The following is a 19176-nucleotide window of genomic DNA, read 5'->3' on the forward strand; positions in this document are numbered from 1 at the left end:
ACCCCGTGAAAAGGGAAGCGGGCGGCGTACCCGTGTCGGCTACGATTTCCAGGTTCCGTACATAGCAACCTGGGAGCAGCCCCCGATGGCTCGACACCTCATCACCAGCGCCCTTCCGTACATCAACGGAATCAAGCACCTGGGCAACATGGTGGGGTCCATGCTCCCGGCGGACGTGTACTCCCGGTACCTCCGCCAGCGCGGCCACGACGTCCTGTACATCTGCGCGACGGACGAGCACGGCACGCCGGCCGAGCTGGCCGCGAAGGAGCGGGGCCTGCCGGTGGCGGAGTTCTGCGCGCAGGCCCACGACGCGCAGAAGGCGGTCTACGACGGTTTCGCGCTGGCGTTCGACTACTTCGGCCGCAGCTCCTCCCCGCAGAACGTCGAGATCACCCAGCACTTCGCCCGCCGCCTCCACGAGAACGGTTTCATCGAGGAGCGGGCGATCCGCCAGGTGTACTCGCCCGCCGACGGCCGTTTCCTCCCGGACCGCTATGTGGAGGGCACCTGCCCCCACTGCGGCTACGACAAGGCACGGGGCGACCAGTGCGAGAACTGCACCCGCGTCCTCGACCCGACGGACCTGATCAACCCCCGGTCCGCGATCTCCGGATCCACGGACCTGGAGGTCCGCGAGACCAAGCACCTCTTCCTCCTCCAGTCGAGGCTCCAGCACGAGGTCGAGGAGTGGGTGTCCCGGCACGAGGCGCACTGGCCGCAGCTGGCCTCCTCCATCGCCCGCAAGTGGCTGACGGAGGGCCTGCACGACCGCGCGATCACCCGTGACCTGGACTGGGGCGTTCCGGTCCCGGCCGACACCTGGCCGGAGCTGGCGGCGGAAGGCAAGGTCTTCTACGTCTGGTTCGACGCCCCGATCGAGTACATCGGCGCGACGAAGGAGTGGGCGGACGCGGCGCCCGACGGCGAGGTCCGCGACTGGAAGTCCTGGTGGTACGAGGCCGACTCCGGTGAGAACCCGGTGCGCTACACCGAGTTCATGGCCAAGGACAACGTCCCGTTCCACACGGTGATGTTCCCCGCGACCGAGCTGGGCGTGCGCGAGCCGTGGAAGATGGTCGACTACGTCAAGGCCTTCAACTGGCTGACGTACTACGGCGGGAAGTTCTCCACCTCCCAGAAGCGCGGCGTCTTCACCGACCAGGCGCTGGACGTCCTGCCCGCCGACTACTGGCGCTACTTCCTCATCGCCAACGCTCCCGAGTCGGACGACTCGTCCTTCACCTGGGAGCACTTCACGGCGACGGTCAACAAGGACCTCGCCGACACCCTCGGCAACTTCGTCAACCGCGTCCTGTCGTTCTCGAAGAAGCGCTTCGGCGAGGAGGTCCCGGCGGGCAGCGCGCCCGGCGAGGCGGAGACGAAGCTCGGCACGGAGATCGCGCGTCTCCTCGCCGAGTACGAGGAGCAGATGGAGGCGCTCCAGTTCCGCAAGGCGGCCGCCGCGCTGCGCGCGCTGTGGTCGGCGGGCAACTCCTACCTGGAGGAGAAGGCCCCCTGGCTGGAGATCAAGACCGACAAGGACGCCGCGGCGCTGACGCTGCGTACGGCGATGAACCTGATCCACCTGTACGCGGTGGTGTCGGAGCCGTTCATCCCGGCGACGGCGAAGGTGATGCGTGAGGCGTTCTCCCTCACCTCCGACACGGCGACCTGGGTCACCGAGGCGGAGGCGAAGGCCCTGACCGCGGTACCGGCCGGCACCCCGTTCACGGTCCCGCCGGTCCTCTTCGCCAAGCTCACGGACGAGGACCTGGCCACGTACAAGGAGCGCTTCGGCGGCGTCGAGGAGTGACGCACCGCGCGGGAGGAGGGGCGGACCGGCTCCCTCCTCCCGCGCCCGGAGCGGAAGCCGCGCAGGACAGGGCCGGAAGGAACGGACGCAACGGTCCCCCTCTTCGTCGTGTTCCCGCCAAGCCGTATGGTTTCCGCCATGGCAGTCCCCGAGGTCATCCCGATCGCCTACCAGCGGAAGCACCGCACCGAGTCCATCGGTCGGTACGCGCACGGTCAGTTCCTCGCATCGGTCACCTACGCCTTCCCGCAGGGCTTCCGGCTCGACGAGGGCTGGGAAGAACACAAACGCCTCTACACCGTGCTGCACACCTTCGACGCCGAGGGCCGCCACCGGGACTCGGACATCTGGTGTGCGGGCACCTGGGCGCAGCAGCGGCGCAACCCCGACGGCGACGACTCGGTCCTCACCCAGGCCCGCGCCCGCCTGGCCCTCCTCCTGCGCAGCCTGCCCCGCCGCTCCTACACGGACATCGCCATCCGCCCCTTCCAGCTCACCTACGAGAACGTCCTGTTCGGACTGGTGATCCGTAAGGACGGGGACGATGACGAGGACTGGGCCGAGCTGTACCCGGACCAGCTCGGCTTCGGCGCACCGTGGGACGGCACGTACGACACCTGACGAGGACCACCCGGACGAGTCGACCACGCAACTGTCAGACATCCCGGCGCGTCCCTCACTGCGACACCGACGACACAGTGGGGGACCTTCATGGCGCTGTTCGGCAACGCGCACACCATCGACTCGGCGACGGCCCAGCAGGACTACGCGCGGCTGCTGGGCCAGGGGGAGCGGGTGCATGCCGCGTATCTGCTGATCCGGGACACGATCCTGTTCACCGACCGGCGGCTGCTGCTGGTCGACAAGCAGGGGATCACCGGAAAGAAGGTGGAGTACCACTCCGTCCCGTACCGCAGCATCACGCACTTCGCGGTCGAGACCGCCGGCACCTTCGACCTCGACGCCGAACTGAAGATCTGGGTGTCGGGCACGCCGACGCCGATCCAGAAGACGTTCACCAAGGGCGTGGACATCTACGAGGTGCAGGCGATCCTCACCCAGTTCGTGGCGCAGTAGACCGCACGGCATGGGGACGCGAGGGCCGGGGGCTCGTGGTCACCCGGCCCTCGCGTGTCTCGGGTGCTACTTGAGCACGCCCGCCCCCGTCGTCCCCGCCAGCGAGGCCGGCAGGTCCTTCGCCGACGCCTCCAGGCCCGTCGTGAGGGCCGGGGACCAGTTGACCGACGTCTTCAGGTCCTTCGACGAGGCGGCGTTGTAGGCGGCGACGAGGTCGGTCACCGTGCCGTTGACGAGGTTGCCGGAGCCCTTGACCGAGCCGGTGCCGTCGCCGCTGAGGAGCTTGGCGGCCTTCGCGCCGGACGGGAGCTTCCAGTAGTTGTTCTCCGCGACGACCTGGGCCTTCGCGCGGGAGTTGATGCTGTACTGCGACGCGTAGCCGTTGAGGGTCGTGACGTCGTAGTAGTTGTTGTAGATGTGGATCTGGCCGATACGGGCCAGCGGAGCACGCTGGACGATGCCCTTCCACACGTTGTGGTGGAGGGAGACGCGCAGCTTGCCGACGCTGTCGGTGTCGCTGCTGCCGATCAGCATCGTCTTGTCGTGGTTGGTGAACTGGTTGCGCGAGACGGTCACCAGGTCGGATCCCTTGGTGATGTCGAGGGCGCCGTCGTGGATCTGGTACTCGCGGCCGTAGTACTTCGGGTTGGCGCCGTCCAGGTGGGGCGCGTCGGTGAACGTGTTGTGGTCCGCCCACACGTGGGTCGCGCCGCGCAGGGTGACCGAGTCGTAGTTGGAGTTCCAGTTGCCGTCGTCGCCGTCGGTCGGGTCCCACTGCGGGAAGCAGTCCTCGGTGGCGGCGAAGGTCAGGTTGCGGACGATGACGTTGTCCACGTTCTGCACCTGGAGCATGGCGCCGTCCAGGCCCGCGTTCGTGCCGGGGACGCCCACGATCGTGGTGTTGGCGGGCACCCTGAAGACGATGTTCTTGGCCTGCTCGGACTGCGCGGCGGCGCGCGCCTTCTCCTGGGTGCCGGAGGGCAGCTTGGAGCGGCCGTAGGTGGCCGGGTCGTAGGCCTTGAGGTAGGCCGACAGCGAGTAGCCGGTGCCGGCCGCGTAGTCGGCGCACGTCAGCTTCTTGCCCGCGTCGTCGGTGTTGGCGTCGATAATGCCCTTGACCTTGATGATCCGGGGCGTGGTGTCGGTCGCGGAACCGAGCGCCCGCACGAGCTGGGCGCGGGTGGAGACGGTGAAGGTGTGAGCGGCGTCCGCCTTCGTGCCACCGGTGGTGCCCGTACCGGAGGACGCCCAGCCGTCCTTGGCGGCGAGCGTCTGGTGGTACAGGTCGACGGTCCCGGCGTTGGCGTTCATCACGACGACACCGGCGCCGACACCCGCGGCCACGACGGCGGCGGAGACGACGAGGGCACGGCGCGAGCGGAGGGACCGGCGGTGGGAGGGAGCTGCCACGGGGGATCCTTACGGGGTAGATCGGTATGACGCCCTGTCAGTGGTCGCCGGCGCGCGAGAGGTTGCCGTGCGCCGGGAGGTTTTCTCGCCGCCCGCGTCCCCCCGTCTCCGCCACACGATCAAACGCCTTCACGATGTCCCCACCGTCCCTCTAAGGTTCGCCGGAGGGCGGAGCAACGCCCCCCTTGGGGAGGGGAACACCACACATGGGCAGACCGGCCCTGACGTCGGTACCGCTTTCCCGGCACCGGCAGGGGCGTCTTCGGCACCCGGATCGAGGTCGGCACGGCCTGGGGCGCTCACCAGGGTGTGTTCTGAAGATGCTCTGCGAGAGGAACGTATGAAGCGGCTTGTGTCCAGGGGCGGTTGGAGAACCGCCGTGGTCGTGGTGGCCGGCCTGGTGGGGGCGGCCACGATGCCCGCCGGCCCCGCGGCCGCCGTGCACGGGGCGGTACCCGGTGACTTCAACGGGGACGGCTACCGCGACGCCGTCCTGCCGGCACCCGGCGCCGACGTGGCGGGGAAGGAGCGGGCCGGAGCCGTCGTCGTGCTGTACGGATCGAAGCAAGGGCTGACGGCGAGCCGCCGTGCGGTCGTCACGCAGAACAGCACGGGCATACCGGACACGTCCGAGGCCGGCGACTCTTTCGGCGCCGCCACCGCCACGGCCGATCTGAACGGGGACGGGTACGCCGACCTGGTCGTCGGATCGCCGTACGAGAGCACCGCGAAGGGTCTCGAAGCGGGGTCGGTGACCGTGCTGTGGGGCAGCAGGAGCGGGCTCACCACCGGCACCGACCTGCCCGCCTCGGCGACCCCCGGTATGACCCCCTACCACTACGGCCTCGACCTCGCCGTCTCCCGCGGGCCGTCCGCCGCCCGCACCGAGGTGATGGTCGCGGGCTGGTCGGGTTCCGTCCGCTTCACCGGCCCCTTCACCCGGACCGGCGGCTACGGCGCCACCGGCGTCGCCGCGGACGTCTCCTGGGGCGATTCCGTCACGCTCGGCGACTTCGACGGTGACGGCTCCCCCGAGCACGTGAACATCACGTACGGCCAGGGCGGGGAGACCGGCGGCTTCGTCTACATCGACCCCCAGGACCACGACCACAGCGGGCAGCTCCCGCCCCGCCTCACGGGCGGCAACGGACACATCGCCTCCGCCGGTGACGTCAACGGCGACGGCTACGGCGACCTCGTGGTCGGCGATCCGGAGGAACCCGAGGCCGCGGGCGTGGACGGCGCCTCGGGCGGCCGGATCCTCGTCTGGTACGGCTCGGCGGCCGGCATCGCGCCCGACGCCGTGCCCGAGCAGCTCACGCAGAACACCACCGGCGTGCCCGACGCGAGCGAGAAGGGCGACGCTTTCGGAGCCGCTCTCGCGGTGGCCGACCTCAACCGGGACGGGGCGGCGGACATCGTGGTCGGGGCGCCGGGCGAGACCCTCGGCACGACGGCGCGGGCCGGCCAGGTGACCGTCGTGCCCGGCCGGCGCACCGGCGCCCTCGGCACCGGGTCGTACTCCCTCAACCAGGACACGGCCAACGTCCCGGACGTCTCGGAGACGGAGGACGGCTTCGGTACGACCGCCTCCGTCGGGGACGTCAACAGGGACGGCAGGCCGGAGCTGTTCGTCGGCGCGGCCGGGGAGAACGACCACACGGGCGCCGTCTGGACCTTCCCCGGCTTCACCAGCGGTCCCACGGCCGCCCGCAGCCGCGTGTTCACCGCCGCGTCCGTCGGCCTCACCCAGCCGGACCAGGTCCTGCTGGGAGGCATCGGGCTCGGCTGGGTCATCTGAGCCCGCCCCCCACGATGCCTCGGGGCGTACGGCCACGCGCTGGGCTCCCGAGTTCCGGTGGGGTGACGGTGGGCCTTCCCGGGAGTGGCCCGGCCGCCACCGGAACGGAGCGGCAACCAACAGCACGCGGTTCGTCAGCTCGCCGAAGGTGAGGCCGAGCAACGAGAAGTGGCCCGGAACCGATGCCGGTTCCGGGCCACTCGCGTCCACTGCCTATTGCCTACTTCGGCTGCGGCTTGCGCACCGTCAGGTGCAGCTCACGCAGACGCGCCTCCTCCAGCTCCGTCGGCGCGCCCATCATGAGGTCCTGGGCGTTGCCGTTGAGCGGGAAGGCGATCGTCTCGCGGATGTTCGGCTCGTCCGCGAGGAGCATGACGATGCGGTCCACGCCGGGAGCGATGCCACCGTGCGGCGGGGCGCCGAAGCGGAGGGCGCGCAGCATGCCGGCGAACTCGCGCTCCACGGTCTCGTCGTCGTAGCCCGCGATGTTGAAGGCCTTGAGCATGATGTCCGGCTCGTGGTTCCGGATGGCGCCGGAAGACAGCTCGACACCGTTGCAGACGATGTCGTACTGCCAGGCCAGGATGTCCAGCGGGTCCTGGTTCTCCAGGGCGTCCATGCCCCCCTGCGGCATCGAGAACGGGTTGTGCGAGAAGTCGATCTTCCCGCTCTCCTCGTCCTTCTCGTACATCGGGAAGTCGACGATCCAGCAGAACCGGAAGACGTTCTCCTCGAAGTGCCCGGACCGCTTGGCGGCCTCGACGCGCACCGCGCCCATGATCTTCGAGACCTCGTCGAACTCGCCCGCACCGAAGAACACGGCGTGACCGGCGGCCAGCGAGAGCCGCTTGGTCAGCTCGGCCACGTTGCCCTCGGTGAGGAACTTGGCGATCGGGCCGGAGAGCGAGCCGTCCTCGGCGACCCGGACCCAGGCCAGGCCCTTGGCGCCCTGCGAGACGGCGTAGTCGCCGAGCTGGTCGAAGAACTTGCGGGGCTGCGCCGACACGTCCGGCACCGGCAGCGCGCGCACGTGCTTGCCGGCGAAGGCCTTGAACTCCGAGCCCTCGAAGATGTCGGTGATGTCGACCAGCTCCAGCTGGGCGCGCAGATCCGGCTTGTCGGAGCCGTACTTCAGCATCGACTCACGGAACGGGATCCGCGGGAACGGCGAGGTGACCTCGCGGCCGCCGCCGAACTCCGTGAACAGCTCGGTCATGAGCTTCTCGATCGGCTGGAAGACGTCCTCCTGCTCGACGAAGCTCATCTCGACGTCGAGCTGGTAGAACTCGCCCGGCGAACGGTCCGCGCGGGCGTCCTCGTCGCGGAAGCAGGGCGCGATCTGGAAGTAGCGGTCGAAGCCGGAGATCATCAGCAGCTGCTTGAACTGCTGCGGGGCCTGCGGAAGGGCGTAGAAGCGGCCCGGGTGGAGGCGGGAGGGGACCACGAAGTCGCGCGCGCCCTCGGGAGAGGTCGCGGTCAGGATCGGGGTCGCCATCTCGTTGAAGCCGAGCGCCACCATCTTGTGACGGATCGCCGAGATGACCGCCGTACGCAGCATGATGTTGCGGTGCATGCGCTCGCGGCGCAGGTCGAGGAAGCGGTACTCCAGGCGCCGCTCCTCGTTGACCCCGTCCTCGGTGTTGATCGTGAAGGGCAGCGGCTGGGCGGCGCCGAGCAGCTCGACCTCACCGACCTCGACCTCGACCTCACCGGTGGGCAGGTCCGCGTTGACGTTCTCGGCGCCGCGGGAGACGACCTTGCCGTCGACGCGGACCGTCGACTCCTTGGTCAGCTTGTCGAGGGCCTCGTACGCGGGCGTGCCGGGACGGGCGACGAGCTGGGTGATGCCGTAGTGATCGCGCAGATCGATGAAGAGGATGCCGCCCAGGTCGCGCCGATTGTGCAGCCAGCCGCTCAGCCGGACGTCGGTGCCGACGTCAGAGGCGCGGAGCTCGCCGCAGGTGTGGGACCTGTACCGATGCATCGTCGTTCATCCAGTCTTCGCGGATCGGGGGCGTGTTTCACGTGAAACAACCCCCAGGGTACCGGGCGCCCCATGATCGGCTCCCACCCTTACGGGCCCGGCGATCAGTGGCACTCTTCGATCGCATGTTCTTAAAGTGGGGCAATGCGCACTGGCGAGCCTCTGCCCGCGGTGGGGGATGTCTTGGCATCCCTCGCGACCGGTCTGTGGCACTGGGACACCGCCACCGGGCTGGTCACGGTGGATGCCGAGGCGGCCCGGCTGCTCGGCCTGCCCGCCGAGGGAACCGTCCTCACGGAGGCCCAGACCCGGGCCCGGCTGCACCCCGTCGACTGGAACGAGATCACCGGCGTGGTCCAGTTGGCGGTCACCGAGGGCACCCTCGCCGAGGTCCGCATCCGGATCATGGACGAACGGGGGCGGGTCGTCCGAGTCGTCCGCAGCCGCTCCAAACCGTCCTTCGACCCGGCCAAGAAGGCGTACGAGCTGATCGGCACCCTCCAGGAGGTCACCGAGCCCTCACCGGGAACCCCGGCGGGCCGCAGCGCCGTCACCGGCGACTGGCGGCGCTCCCGCGAGGCGTTCCTGCTGGACGCGGGCCGGGCCCTGGCGGAGGCCCGGTCCACGGAGGAGGTGCTGCGGGTCGCGGCCGGTCTGTCGATGCCCGGCTTCTCACCGGACGGGCTCGCCGTCTTCGGCGTCGAGGGCGACCGCCTGACGATCATCGGCCACCACGGACAGCAGCCGGGCGACGAGGACCGCTTCACCCAGATGTCCCTCCAGACGGACTATCCGGCAGCGGAGGTCGTCCGCACCGGCAAGGCCGTCTACATCTCCTCACCCGAGCAGTACAAGGCCCGCTACCCCCTCACCTGGCCCCTGGCCGCGCAGTTCGGCCGCCACTCCTGGGCGTTCCTGCCGCTGACGGTCGCCGGACGCACCATGGGCGCCTGGATGGCCGCCTTCGCCTACCCCGTCGCGTTCACCCCCGACGAGCGGTCCGTGCTCACCACCGTCGCCCGCATGCTCGCCCAGGCCCTCACCCGGGCCGGCGCCGCCGAGACCATGCGTGAGCTGACGGACGGGCTGCAACGCTCCATGCTGCCCACGCTCGGCCCCGAGATCCCCGGCATGACCCTCGCCGCCCGCTACATACCGACCGGCGGCGGGCTCCAGGTCGGCGGCGACTGGTACGACATGATCCCGCTGCCCGACAAACGGTTCGCGCTGGTCATCGGGGACGTGCAGGGCCACGACGTGCGAGCCGCCGGCCTCATGGGCCAGCTCCGCATCGCCCTGCGGGCGTACGCCGCCGAGGGCCACGGCCCCGACGCCGTCCTCTCCCGCGCCTCCCGCTTCCTCTACGGCCTCACCCACACCGAGGACGCCCACGCCCACGCCGACCTGCGCTTCGCGACCTGCCTCTACGTCGAGGTCGACCCCGTCACCGGGGTCCTGAAGGCCGCCCGCGCCGGCCACCTCGACCCCGCGATCCGGATGGCCGACGGCACGGTCCTCGTCCACGCCACGGCCGGCGGACTGCCCCTCGGCATCGACCCGGACTCCGACTACCCCACCACCCGCCTCGCCCTGGAGCCCGGCGAGGCGCTCATGCTGTGCACCGACGGGCTGCTGGAGACGGGCGGCCACGACCTCGACACCGGCTGGCGGCGCGTCCGCAAGACCCTGGAGACACACGAGGGTGACCTGGAGGAGCTGGCGGACGCACTGGTCCAGGCGGTGCACGGGCCGTCCTCGCACCACACCACCGGTCCGTTGGCCGACCGCCGCGAGGACGACATCGCCCTGCTGCTCGTCTGCCGCCACGGCGGCGCGGACTGCGGCGGCCTGGGCGCCGCCGTACCGCCCCGTCCGACCGTACGGCGCTCCATGCTGACGATCGCGCAGGCCGAACCCGAGCGGATCGCCGAGGCCCGCGCCCAACTGCGCGAGCTGCTGCACGACTGGCCCAGCGACGACCAGGTCGACTCGGCCGTCCTCCTCGTCTCCGAGATGCTGACGAACGTCCTCGTACACACCGATGACGACGCGTTGCTGGTGGCGGAGGTGGCCGGCGGCTCCGGTGAACGCCGGATGCGGGTCGAGGTCACCGACACCAGCGACGCCCTGCCCCACAAGCGCCGGCCGGGCGAGCTGGCCTCGTCCGGCCGGGGCCTGATCCTGATCGAGCTGCTCGCCGACGAGTGGGGGGTGGCCCCGCGCGGCGAGGGCAAGACCATCTGGTTCGAGCTCTACGAGCCGGCGGAGCGCGGCGGCCGCGAAGTGTCCGGCGACGGCGGCGGCGCGGCCGAGGTCCCCGAGGAACCGGGGGCGGCGTGACGCTCCCGCGGCTCGTGCGCCCGGGACCGCTCGGGTGACGCGCCGTCATCCGGGCGCGGCGCTCAGCAGAATCGATGCGTCATCCACCAAAGGGTGAACGTGCTTTCCTCGCACATCAGTCGGGCCTCGACCTGCCTACCTTCCGAGCTGGAGGTGAGGCTCGATGTACGAGCAGAACGGCATGCGTCGGACCCGACGGCAGCACGGCAGCAGGACGCGATCGAGATCAGCGACTTCGTGTACGCGGCCACAGGCGCACGGGTGCGGAGGCTGACCACGCCGGACGGGACACACTGGTTTCCGGCCGTGGATGTGTGCAGAAACCCGGACTACTCGCATGTGGGCTCGGCTCTGCGCAACGTAGCCGACACCAGCAACTTCGCCAGAGTCGAGAGCGCCCGCACTCGTCCGGGGCGAGGCCAGTTACCGCGTGGAGGACACCGCCACGCGCACCGGGCTCTCCCCCGCTCGCGTCCACGACTGCCTGCGCACGCTGCTCGAACGCGGCTGCATGCGGCAGACGGGCTGCGCCACCGGCGGGGCGCCGGTCTACGTACTGCCGTAGCGGCGCACCGACGAGGACCGGCCCGAAGTCGCAGAACCAGCCTGCGGCTTCGGGCCGTGCCCGGACCTTACCCGGACCCTCAGGCCTGCGGGCCGCCCTCGGACATCCCGTGGACCGCCGGGACGGTGCCCAGGCGCCCCTTCTGGAAGTCCTCGAACGCCTGCTGGAGTTCCTCGCGGGTGTTCATGACGAACGGGCCGTAGTGGGCCATGGGCTCACGGATGGGCTGTCCGCCGAGGAGCACGACCTCCAGGTCCGGCGTGTGGGAGTCCTGCCTCTCGTCCGCGCGGACGGTGAGGGAGGAGCCCGCTCCGAAGACGGCGGTCTGGCCGAGGTGGATCGGGCGGCGCTCCGCGCCGACGGTGCCCTTGCCCGCCATGACGTACGCGAGACCGTTGAAGTCCTCGCGCCACGGCAGGGTGATCTCCGCACCGGGTGCCAGCGTCGCGTGGATCATCGTGATCGGGGTGTGGGTGATGCCGGGCCCGGCGTGGCCGTCCAGCTCACCGGCGATGACGCGCAGCAGCGCGCCGCCGTCCGGAGAGGTGAGGAGCTGGACGTTTCCACCGCGGATGTCCTGGTAGCGCGGGGCCATCATCTTGTCCTTGGCCGGCAGGTTCACCCACAGCTGGAGGCCGTGGAAGAGGCCGCCGGACATCACCAGCTGCTCCGGCGGCGCCTCGATGTGGAGGAGGCCGGAACCGGCCGTCATCCACTGGGTGTCGCCGTTGGTGATGGTGCCGCCGCCCCCCTGGCTGTCCTGGTGGTCGAAGATCCCGTCGATGATGTAGGTGACGGTCTCGAAACCGCGGTGCGGGTGCCACGGGGTGCCCTTCGGCTCGCCCGGCGCGTATTCCACCTCGCCCATCTGGTCCATCATGATGAACGGGTCGAGGTGGCGGTAGTTGATCCCCGCGAAGGCCCGGCGCACGGGGAAGCCCTCGCCCTCGAAACCGCTGGGCGCGGTCGTGACGCTGAGCACGGGACGCGCCACGGCGTCGGCCTGGGCGGCCACGCGGGGCAGGGTCAGCGGGTTCTCGACGGTCACTGCAGGCATGTCCGTACCTCCTTGGGCGGCGTACGTCCGAGTTTAGTTGAGCATTGAACTTTCTGCCACCCAGAACGACGCGGGCCCGGAGGACATTCCCTCCGGGCCCGCACGCCTGGGCGGCGTGAGTCGCTGAATGCAGGGGCTTGCGTACGTGTCGGTCGTGACGGGAGCGTCAGCCGTACATCCGGCGCATCGCGAAGTCGACCATCTGTTCGACCGCTTTCGCGTCGAAGACCATCCGGTGCTCCCCCTCCATGTCGAGGACGAAGCCGTAGCCGGTGGGCAGCAGGTCGAGCACCTCGGCGCCGGTGATGACGAAGTACTTGGACTCCTTGCCCGCGTACCGGCGCAACTCCTTGAGCGTGGTGAACATCGGGATCACCGGCTGCTGGGTGTTGTGGAGGGCGAGGAAACCGGGGTTGTCGCCGCGCGGGCAGTAGACCTTGGAGGTGGCGAAGACCTGCTGGAAGTCCTCGGCGGCCATCTGCCCGGTGGTGAAAGCCCGCACCGCGTCCGCGAGCGAGGGCGGGGACGGCTCGGGGTACAGAGGCGGCTGCTGACCGTATCCGCCGAGGCCGCCGGGCATCTGCTGCTGCGGCTGGGCGTACTGCTGCTGGGCGCCAACGTTCTGGTCGTAGCCGTACATGCGCGCAAGCGTACCGAGAGGTGGCCCCACCGTCCGTGGGTAGACCCTTCTCACACTTGGCCGGATGGGGGTTGCGCCTTATTACCGACGGGTAGCATCATCGGAGCTACTTGTCGGTACGTGAACTAGCGCGAGGATCAAGTGCCTCGCCGATCTCTCTCTACGGAGCGCAGTCGCCATGGGGCACTACAAGTCGAATCTCCGCGACATCGAGTTCAACCTCTTCGAGGTACTCGGGCGCGACAAGCTGTACGGCACCGGCCCCTTCGAGGAGATGGACACCGAGACCGCGAAGAGCGTCCTCGAGGAGCTGACCCGCCTCTCGGAGAACGAGCTGGCGGAGTCCTTCACGGACGCCGACCGCAACCCCCCGGTCTTCGACCCGCAGACCAACACCGCGCCGGTCCCCGCGTCCTTCAAGAAGAGCTACCAGGCCTTCATGGACTCCGAGTACTGGCGCCTCGGCCTGCCCGAGGAGATCGGCGGCACCACCGCGCCGCCGTCGCTGATCTGGGCGTACGCGGAGCTGATCCTCGGTGCCAACCCGGCCGTGTGGATGTACTCCTCCGGTCCGGCCTTCGCCGGCATCCTCTTCGACGAGGGCAACGAGACGCAGAAGCACATCGCGAAGATCGCGGTGGACAAGCAGTGGGGCTCCACGATGGTCCTCACCGAGCCGGACGCCGGCTCGGACGTGGGCGCCGGCCGCACCAAGGCCGTGCAGCAGGAGGACGGCTCCTGGCACATCGAGGGCGTGAAGCGCTTCATCACGTCCGGCGAGCACGACATGTCGGAGAACATCCTCCATTACGTCCTCGCGCGGCCGGAAGGCGCGGGTCCGGGCACCAAGGGCCTCTCCCTCTTCCTCGTGCCCAAGTACCTCTTCGACTTCGAGACCGGCGAGCTGGGCGAGCGCAACGGCGTCTACGCCACCAACGTCGAGCACAAGATGGGCCTGAAGGCCTCCAACACCTGCGAGATGACCTTCGGCGACCAGCACCCCGCCAAGGGCTGGCTGATCGGCGACAAGCACGACGGCATCCGCCAGATGTTCCGGATCATCGAGTTCGCGCGGATGATGGTCGGCACGAAGGCCATCTCCACCCTCTCCACCGGCTACCTCAACGCGCTGGAGTACGCCAAGGAGCGCGTCCAGGGACCCGACCTGGCGAACTTCATGGACAAGACCGCGCCCAAGGTGACCATCACCCACCACCCCGACGTGCGCCGCGCGCTGATCACGCAGAAGGCGTACGCGGAGGGCATGCGCGCCCTCGTCCTCTACACCGCCTCGATCCAGGACGCGATCGCCGTCAAGGAGGCGAACGGCGAGGACAGCACGACCGAGCACGCGCTGAACGACCTGCTCCTGCCGATCGTCAAGGGCTACGGCTCCGAGAAGGGCTACGAGCAGCTCGCCCAGTCGCTGCAGACCTTCGGCGGCTCCGGGTTCCTCCAGGAGTACCCGATCGAGCAGTACATCCGCGACGCCAAGATCGACACCCTCTACGAGGGCACGACCGCGATCCAGGGCCAGGACTTCTTCTTCCGGAAGATCGTCCGCAACCAGGGCGCCGCGCTGAACTCCCTCGCCGAGGACATCAAGAAGTTCCTGGCGCTCGGCACCGGCGGCGAGCAGCTGGCGGGCGCCCGCGAGCACCTGGCCAAGGCCGCCGTCGAGCTGGAGGCCATCGTCGGCCTGATGCTGACCGACCTCGCGGCCACCGAGCAGGACGTCAAGAACATCTACAAGGTGGGCCTCAACACGACCCGTCTGCTGATGGCCTCCGGTGACGTGATCGTCGGCTACCTGCTGCTCAAGGGCGCCGCGGTCGCCGCCGAGAAGCTGGAGGCGGCCTCCGCCAAGGCCGTGTCCGCCAAGGATGTGGCCTTCTACACGGGCAAGATCGCCGCGGCGAAGTTCTTCGCGGCCAACGTCCTGCCCGGCGTCACGCTGGCCCGCAAGATCGCCACCGGCGTCGAGCTGGACCTGATGGAGCTGGACGAGGCCGCGTTCTAGAAGACGGCCGAGGCCGCCTTCCAGGACACGGCCGAGGCGGCGTAGCGCACCCGTCCGAAGCCGCGTTCCAGGACACATCCGGTCAGCCGCACCGACCTCCACACCGTCCTTACGAGAGCCCGCCCCCGATGACCGGGAGCGGGCTCTCGTACGTCGTTAAGGTGAACCCCATGAGCGCACCCTCCCGCTTCGACCGCGGCCACACCGACGACCTCATGTCCTTCCTGACGGCGAGCCCATCGCCGTACCACGCCGTGGCGACCGCCGCCGAGCGGCTGGAGAAGGCCGGGTTCCGGCAGGTCGCCGAGACGGACGCCTGGGAAGGGACGAGCGGCGGAAAGTACGTGCTGCGCGGGGGCGCGATCGTGGCCTGGTACGTCCCCGAGGGCGCCGCGCCGCACACCCCCTTCCGGATCGTGGGCGCCCACACCGACTCGCCCAACCTCCGCGTCAAGCCGCTGCCCGACACCGGTGCCCACGGCTGGCGCCAGGTCGCCGTGGAGATCTACGGCGGACCGCTGCTCAACTCCTGGCTCGACCGCGACCTGGGCCTGGCCGGCCGTCTCACCCTGCGCGACGGCTCCACCCACCTCGTCGACATCGGCCGGCCCCTGCTGCGAGTGCCGCAGCTCGCCATCCACCTGGACCGGGCGGTCAACACCGACGGCCTCAAGCTGGACAAGCAGCGGCACCTCCAGCCCATCTGGGGCCTCGGCAGCGATGTGCGCGACGGCGACCTGATCGCCTTCCTGGAGGAGGAGTCCGGGCTGGCCGCCGGCGAGGTCACCGGCTGGGACCTCATGGTGCACTCCATCGAGCCGCCCGCCTACCTCGGCCGCGACGAGGAGCTGCTGGCCGGCCCGCGCATGGACAACCTGCTGTCCGTGCACGCCGGTACGGCGGCGCTGGCGGCCGTCGCGACGGGCGGCGCGGACCTGCCGTACATCCCGGTACTCGCCGCCTTCGACCACGAGGAGAACGGCTCCCAGTCGGACACCGGCGCCGACGGACCGCTGCTGGGAACGGTGCTGGAGCGTTCGGTGTTCGCGCGCGGAGGGTCGTACGAGGACCGGGCGAGGGCCTTCGCGGGCACCGTCTGCCTGTCCTCCGACACCGGGCACGCGGTCCACCCCAACTACGCGGAGCGCCACGACCCGACGCACCACCCACGGGTCAACGGCGGCCCGATCCTCAAGGTCAACGTCAACAACCGGTACGCCACGGACGGTTCGGGACGGGCCGTCTTCGCCGCCGCCTGCGAGAAGGCGGGCGTGCCCTTCCAGTCGTTCGTCTCCAACAACTCCATGCCGTGCGGCACCACCATCGGCCCGATCACCGCGGCCCGGCACGGCATCCGCACCGTCGACATCGGCGTCGCCATCCTGTCGATGCACAGCGCACGGGAGTTGAGCGGCGCGGACGACCCGTACCTGCTGGCCAACGCGCTGGTGGCGTTCCTGGAGGGCTAGTCACCGACCGGCAAGGGGTCGTCCCCGCATGGAAGTTGCGCGCCGGGGTACCCGGATGAGGCGACCGGAACGACCGGTACACCGAGCAGGGAGGCGACACTCATGGGCCTCGGCGGGTGCATCATCCTCATCGCCGTGGGAGCCATTCTCACGTTCGCGACCGACTGGCACATGCAGGGCGTCAACCTCGATCTGGTCGGCGTCATCCTGATGATCGTCGGCTTGATCGGGGTGACGACCTTCAGCAGCATCGCCCGGCGCCGCCGCGTGATGGTTCCCCCGACCTCGACGACCGTGGTCGAGACGGAACGCCACCACCACCGCGACGGATACAGCGACGGGTACGGCGTGTGACCGCTCCCCGGGGTCAGGCGTCCAGCCCTGCCAGCACCAACGGCAGGCGGTCGGCGCCACTCTCGGTGAGTCGCACCGGAACACCCCAGTCCTGCTGGTGGACATGGCAGGCCGGGTACTCGATCGACGGGTCGTCGTCGCAGGACGCGGCCATCGCGGAGACGTGCAACACCCCTTCCGGCACGGCGGGGTTCAGCTCCAGCGTGCGCGACAGGTCGATGTCCGCGCCCTCGCCGGCGAGCAGCAGCTCGGGCGGGGTCGCGGAGACCAGCAGACGGGTGGCGGGGCCGTACCGCGCGTCGAGCTTCTGACCGGTCGGCGCGTCGAAGACCACGTCCAGCCGCAGGCTGCCCGGCGCCACCTCCGTGGCGGCGCGCCGTGTGCGGTGGGCGACGGGGGCGACCTTCACCGCCTCCTCCGGCAGTCCGAGCCGGGTCAGCCGGTGCCGGGCCGACTCGACGACCACGATGTCGCCGCCGACCAGGACGGCGTCACTGGGTTCCCTCAGATCGGTCGCCAACGTGGTCACCTCGCCGGTCGCCGGGTCGTAGCGGCGTAGGGCGTGGTTGTAGGTGTCGCAGACGGCTACCGAGCCGTCCGGCAGCGCGGTCACGCCCAGCGGGTGCTGGAGCAGGGCCTCACCGGCGACACCGTCACGGTGGCCGAAGTCGAACAGCCCGGTGCCGACAGCGGTGTGGACGACGCCGTCCCGGTCCACCCAGCGCAGGGCGGACGTCTCGGAGTCGGCCAGCCAGAGCCGGTCGGCGGTCGCCGCGAGCCCAGAGGGCTGCGCGAACCAGGCCTCGGCGACGGGGCCGTCCACCAGCCCCTCGTTGGTGGTGCCGGCGGCGGCGGAGACCGTCGTGCGGACCGGGTCGTACGTCCACAGCTGGTGGATGCCGGCCATGGCGATCCACACCTTGCCCTGCCACCAGGCGACGTCCCAGGGGGAGGAGAGGTCGACCTCGCGCGCCGGACCGGCGGCCGGCTCGCCCCGCATCCACTGCTTGCCGGTGCCCGCGAGGGTGGTGACGCGGCCCGACTCCGGGTCTAGGCGCCGCAGGGCGTGGTTGACGGTGTCGGCGACGACCACGGAGGCGTCGTCCAGCAGGGCCAGGCCCTGCGGCTCGTTGAAGGCCGCGGTCCGCGCCGTGCCGTCGACGAAGCCCCGCGCACCCGACCCGATCCGCCGTACGACGCTCTCCCCGTCGGCCGCCAGCTCCACCAGCTGGTGCCTTGTGGTGTCGCTGACCAGGAAGTTCCCGGACGGCAGGAGCACCGCCTTGCCGGGGAAGCGCAGGTCCGTCGGCTCCGGCTCCGGTGGCACGTAGGGCCCGTCACCGCGCCGCAGTGTGCCCTTCGCACCGTGCTCCGTCTCCAGCTCCGTCACCAGCCGCTCGATGGCATGCACATGTCCCTCACCGGCGTGCTGCGCGACCACGTACCCCTCCGGGTCGACCACCACCAGCGTCGGCCACGCCCGCACGGCGTACTGCTTCCAGGTGGCCAGCTCCGGATCGTCCAGCACCGGATGCCCCACGCCGTACCGCTCCACGGCGTCGGCCACGGCCTCGTGCTCCGCCTCGTGGACGAACTTCGGCGAGTGCACCCCGATGACGACCACGGTGTCCGGGTGCTTCTCCTCCAGCGCCCGCAGCTCGTCCAGGACATGCAGACAGTTCACGCAGCAGAACGTCCAGAAATCCAGCACGAGAATGCGTCCCCGCAGGTCGGCGAGGCTGTACTGCTTACCGCCCGTGTTCAGCCAGCCGCCCTTGCCGACCAGCTCGGGGGCGCGGACACGAACGCGACGAGTCGCGGAGTCGGTCATGGAACAAGGGTGCCACCCGGCCGGGACACTCGGCCCGACGGGCTAGTGGCGGCGTTCCGCGCGGCGCGGCGGGGAAGCCGTAGAGCCATGAGATTCCTCGTGCGCGACCGCGTTCTCGGCTTCGGAGACGACTACTGGATCGAGGACGACCAGGGCAACAGGGTCTTCCTGGTCGACGGCAAGGCGATCCGGCTCCGGGACACCTTCGAGTTGAAGGACACCCATGGGCGGGTCCTGATCGACATCCGCCAGAAGATGTTCGCACTGCGCGACACGATGGTGATCGAGCGGGACGGCGAGCCCCTGGCCACCATCCGCCGCAAACGACTGTCCCTGCTGCGCAACCACTACCGCGTCTCCCTCGCGGACGGCCGCACCGAGCTGGACGTCAGCGGCAAGATCCTCGACCGGGAGTTCGCCGTCGAGTACGACGGTGAGCTGCTCGCCGTCATCTCCCGGCGCCGGCTGCACGTGCGCGAGACGTACGGGGTCGACGTGGTCCGGGACGACGCCGATCCGGCACTGCTGATCGCCGTCGCCGTGTGCGTGATCCACCTGGCGGAGAAGGAACGGGAGGGCTGACCGAGGGGCGCGAGGACCGACTGGGACGGGAGGACCGACTGGGACGGGAGGACCGACTGGGACGGGAGGACCGACGACGGGGAGGACCGACGACGGGGAGGACCCACCGGGACGGGCGGACCCACCGGGACGGGCGGACCGACTGAGGGACGGGGGCTGAGGGGCGGCCGGCCCGGCGCCCGAGACGCCGCAGGCCTCAGAGGAGGTCGCGGGCCTTGGGGACGGCAAGC

Annotated in this window: 15 protein-coding genes and 1 pseudogene; 11 read left to right on the forward strand and 5 right to left on the reverse strand. The window is 70.1% G+C overall.

Annotated elements, in window-relative coordinates:
• The first annotated feature begins 85 nt into the window (after nt 1-85).
• From metG to ACZ5Y0_RS21985, 3 genes are all read left to right on the forward strand, one after another.
• Nucleotides 86-1816, forward strand: coding sequence for a methionine--tRNA ligase (gene metG, locus ACZ5Y0_RS21975; protein ID WP_469130385.1), 1731 nt, complete (start codon nt 86-88; stop codon nt 1814-1816).
• Nucleotides 1817-1954: 138 nt separating this feature from the next.
• Entirely contained in the window at nt 1955-2437 is a 483-nt protein-coding gene (locus ACZ5Y0_RS21980; protein ID WP_469130386.1) for a hypothetical protein, read from the forward strand.
• Between the two features lie 90 nt (nt 2438-2527).
• The gene (locus ACZ5Y0_RS21985; RefSeq protein ID WP_469130387.1) at nt 2528-2893 is read left to right on the forward strand and encodes a PH domain-containing protein; all 366 of its coding nucleotides are present in this window, start codon (nt 2528-2530) and stop codon (nt 2891-2893) included.
• A 66-nt stretch (nt 2894-2959) separates the two neighbouring features.
• Here ACZ5Y0_RS21985 and ACZ5Y0_RS21990 read toward each other — a convergent pair whose 3' ends face one another.
• On the reverse strand, nt 2960-4303 hold the full coding sequence (locus tag ACZ5Y0_RS21990) for a pectate lyase family protein (protein WP_469130388.1): 1344 nt from the start codon (nt 4301-4303) through the stop codon (nt 2960-2962).
• A 340-nt stretch (nt 4304-4643) separates the two neighbouring features.
• Here ACZ5Y0_RS21990 and ACZ5Y0_RS21995 point away from each other — a divergent pair, with 340 nt between their 5' ends.
• Nucleotides 4644-6104, forward strand: a complete 1461-nt coding sequence (locus tag ACZ5Y0_RS21995; protein WP_469130389.1) for a VCBS repeat-containing protein — start codon at nt 4644-4646, stop codon at nt 6102-6104.
• Nucleotides 6105-6324: 220 nt separating this feature from the next.
• Here the strand turns inward: ACZ5Y0_RS21995 and aspS are convergent, their stop codons facing one another.
• Entirely contained in the window at nt 6325-8088 is a 1764-nt protein-coding gene (aspS, locus tag ACZ5Y0_RS22000) for an aspartate--tRNA ligase (protein WP_469130390.1), read from the reverse strand.
• 144 nt (nt 8089-8232) lie between these two features.
• Between aspS and ACZ5Y0_RS22005 the strand changes: the two genes are divergently transcribed.
• From ACZ5Y0_RS22005 to ACZ5Y0_RS22015, 3 genes and pseudogenes are all read left to right on the forward strand, one after another.
• Nucleotides 8233-10428 (forward strand): ATP-binding SpoIIE family protein phosphatase, encoded by a 2196-nt coding sequence (locus tag ACZ5Y0_RS22005; protein WP_469130391.1) that lies wholly within the window; start codon nt 8233-8235, stop codon nt 10426-10428.
• Nucleotides 10429-10647: 219 nt separating this feature from the next.
• Nucleotides 10648-10782 (forward strand): annotated as a pseudogene (locus tag ACZ5Y0_RS22010) (BRO-N domain-containing protein); the annotation flags it as partial.
• Between the two features lie 76 nt (nt 10783-10858).
• Nucleotides 10859-10993, forward strand: coding sequence for a helix-turn-helix domain-containing protein (locus tag ACZ5Y0_RS22015; RefSeq protein WP_469130392.1), 135 nt, complete (start codon nt 10859-10861; stop codon nt 10991-10993).
• Nucleotides 10994-11072: 79 nt separating this feature from the next.
• Here ACZ5Y0_RS22015 and ACZ5Y0_RS22020 read toward each other — a convergent pair whose 3' ends face one another.
• Together ACZ5Y0_RS22020 and ACZ5Y0_RS22025 are read right to left on the reverse strand one after the other, a co-directional pair.
• Nucleotides 11073-12050 carry a pirin family protein gene (locus ACZ5Y0_RS22020; protein WP_469130393.1) on the reverse strand — a complete coding sequence of 326 codons (978 nt, stop codon included), beginning with the start codon at nt 12048-12050 and terminating at the stop codon, nt 11073-11075.
• Nucleotides 12051-12216: 166 nt separating this feature from the next.
• Nucleotides 12217-12690, reverse strand: coding sequence for an SseB family protein (locus tag ACZ5Y0_RS22025; protein WP_469130394.1), 474 nt, complete (start codon nt 12688-12690; stop codon nt 12217-12219).
• 178 nt (nt 12691-12868) lie between these two features.
• On the opposite strand from ACZ5Y0_RS22025, the gene ACZ5Y0_RS22030 reads away from it, so the two are divergent.
• From ACZ5Y0_RS22030 to ACZ5Y0_RS22040, 3 genes are all read left to right on the forward strand, one after another.
• Nucleotides 12869-14710, forward strand: a complete 1842-nt coding sequence (locus ACZ5Y0_RS22030; protein WP_469130395.1) for an acyl-CoA dehydrogenase — start codon at nt 12869-12871, stop codon at nt 14708-14710.
• A 170-nt stretch (nt 14711-14880) separates the two neighbouring features.
• Nucleotides 14881-16179 carry a M18 family aminopeptidase gene (locus ACZ5Y0_RS22035; RefSeq protein WP_469130396.1) on the forward strand — a complete coding sequence of 433 codons (1299 nt, stop codon included), beginning with the start codon at nt 14881-14883 and terminating at the stop codon, nt 16177-16179.
• A 102-nt stretch (nt 16180-16281) separates the two neighbouring features.
• Nucleotides 16282-16533 carry a DUF6458 family protein gene (locus ACZ5Y0_RS22040; RefSeq protein ID WP_469130397.1) on the forward strand — a complete coding sequence of 84 codons (252 nt, stop codon included), beginning with the start codon at nt 16282-16284 and terminating at the stop codon, nt 16531-16533.
• A gap of 13 nt (nt 16534-16546) precedes the next feature.
• On the opposite strand, the gene ACZ5Y0_RS22045 is transcribed toward ACZ5Y0_RS22040, so the two are convergent.
• Nucleotides 16547-18364 (reverse strand): NHL domain-containing thioredoxin family protein, encoded by a 1818-nt coding sequence (locus ACZ5Y0_RS22045; RefSeq protein ID WP_469130398.1) that lies wholly within the window; start codon nt 18362-18364, stop codon nt 16547-16549.
• 87 nt (nt 18365-18451) lie between these two features.
• On the opposite strand from ACZ5Y0_RS22045, the gene ACZ5Y0_RS22050 reads away from it, so the two are divergent.
• Entirely contained in the window at nt 18452-18946 is a 495-nt protein-coding gene (locus tag ACZ5Y0_RS22050; protein ID WP_469130399.1) for an LURP-one-related/scramblase family protein, read from the forward strand.
• The last annotated feature ends 230 nt before the right edge of the window (nt 18947-19176 follow it).

Source organism: Streptomyces sp. NPDC033216 (genome assembly GCF_055577115.1).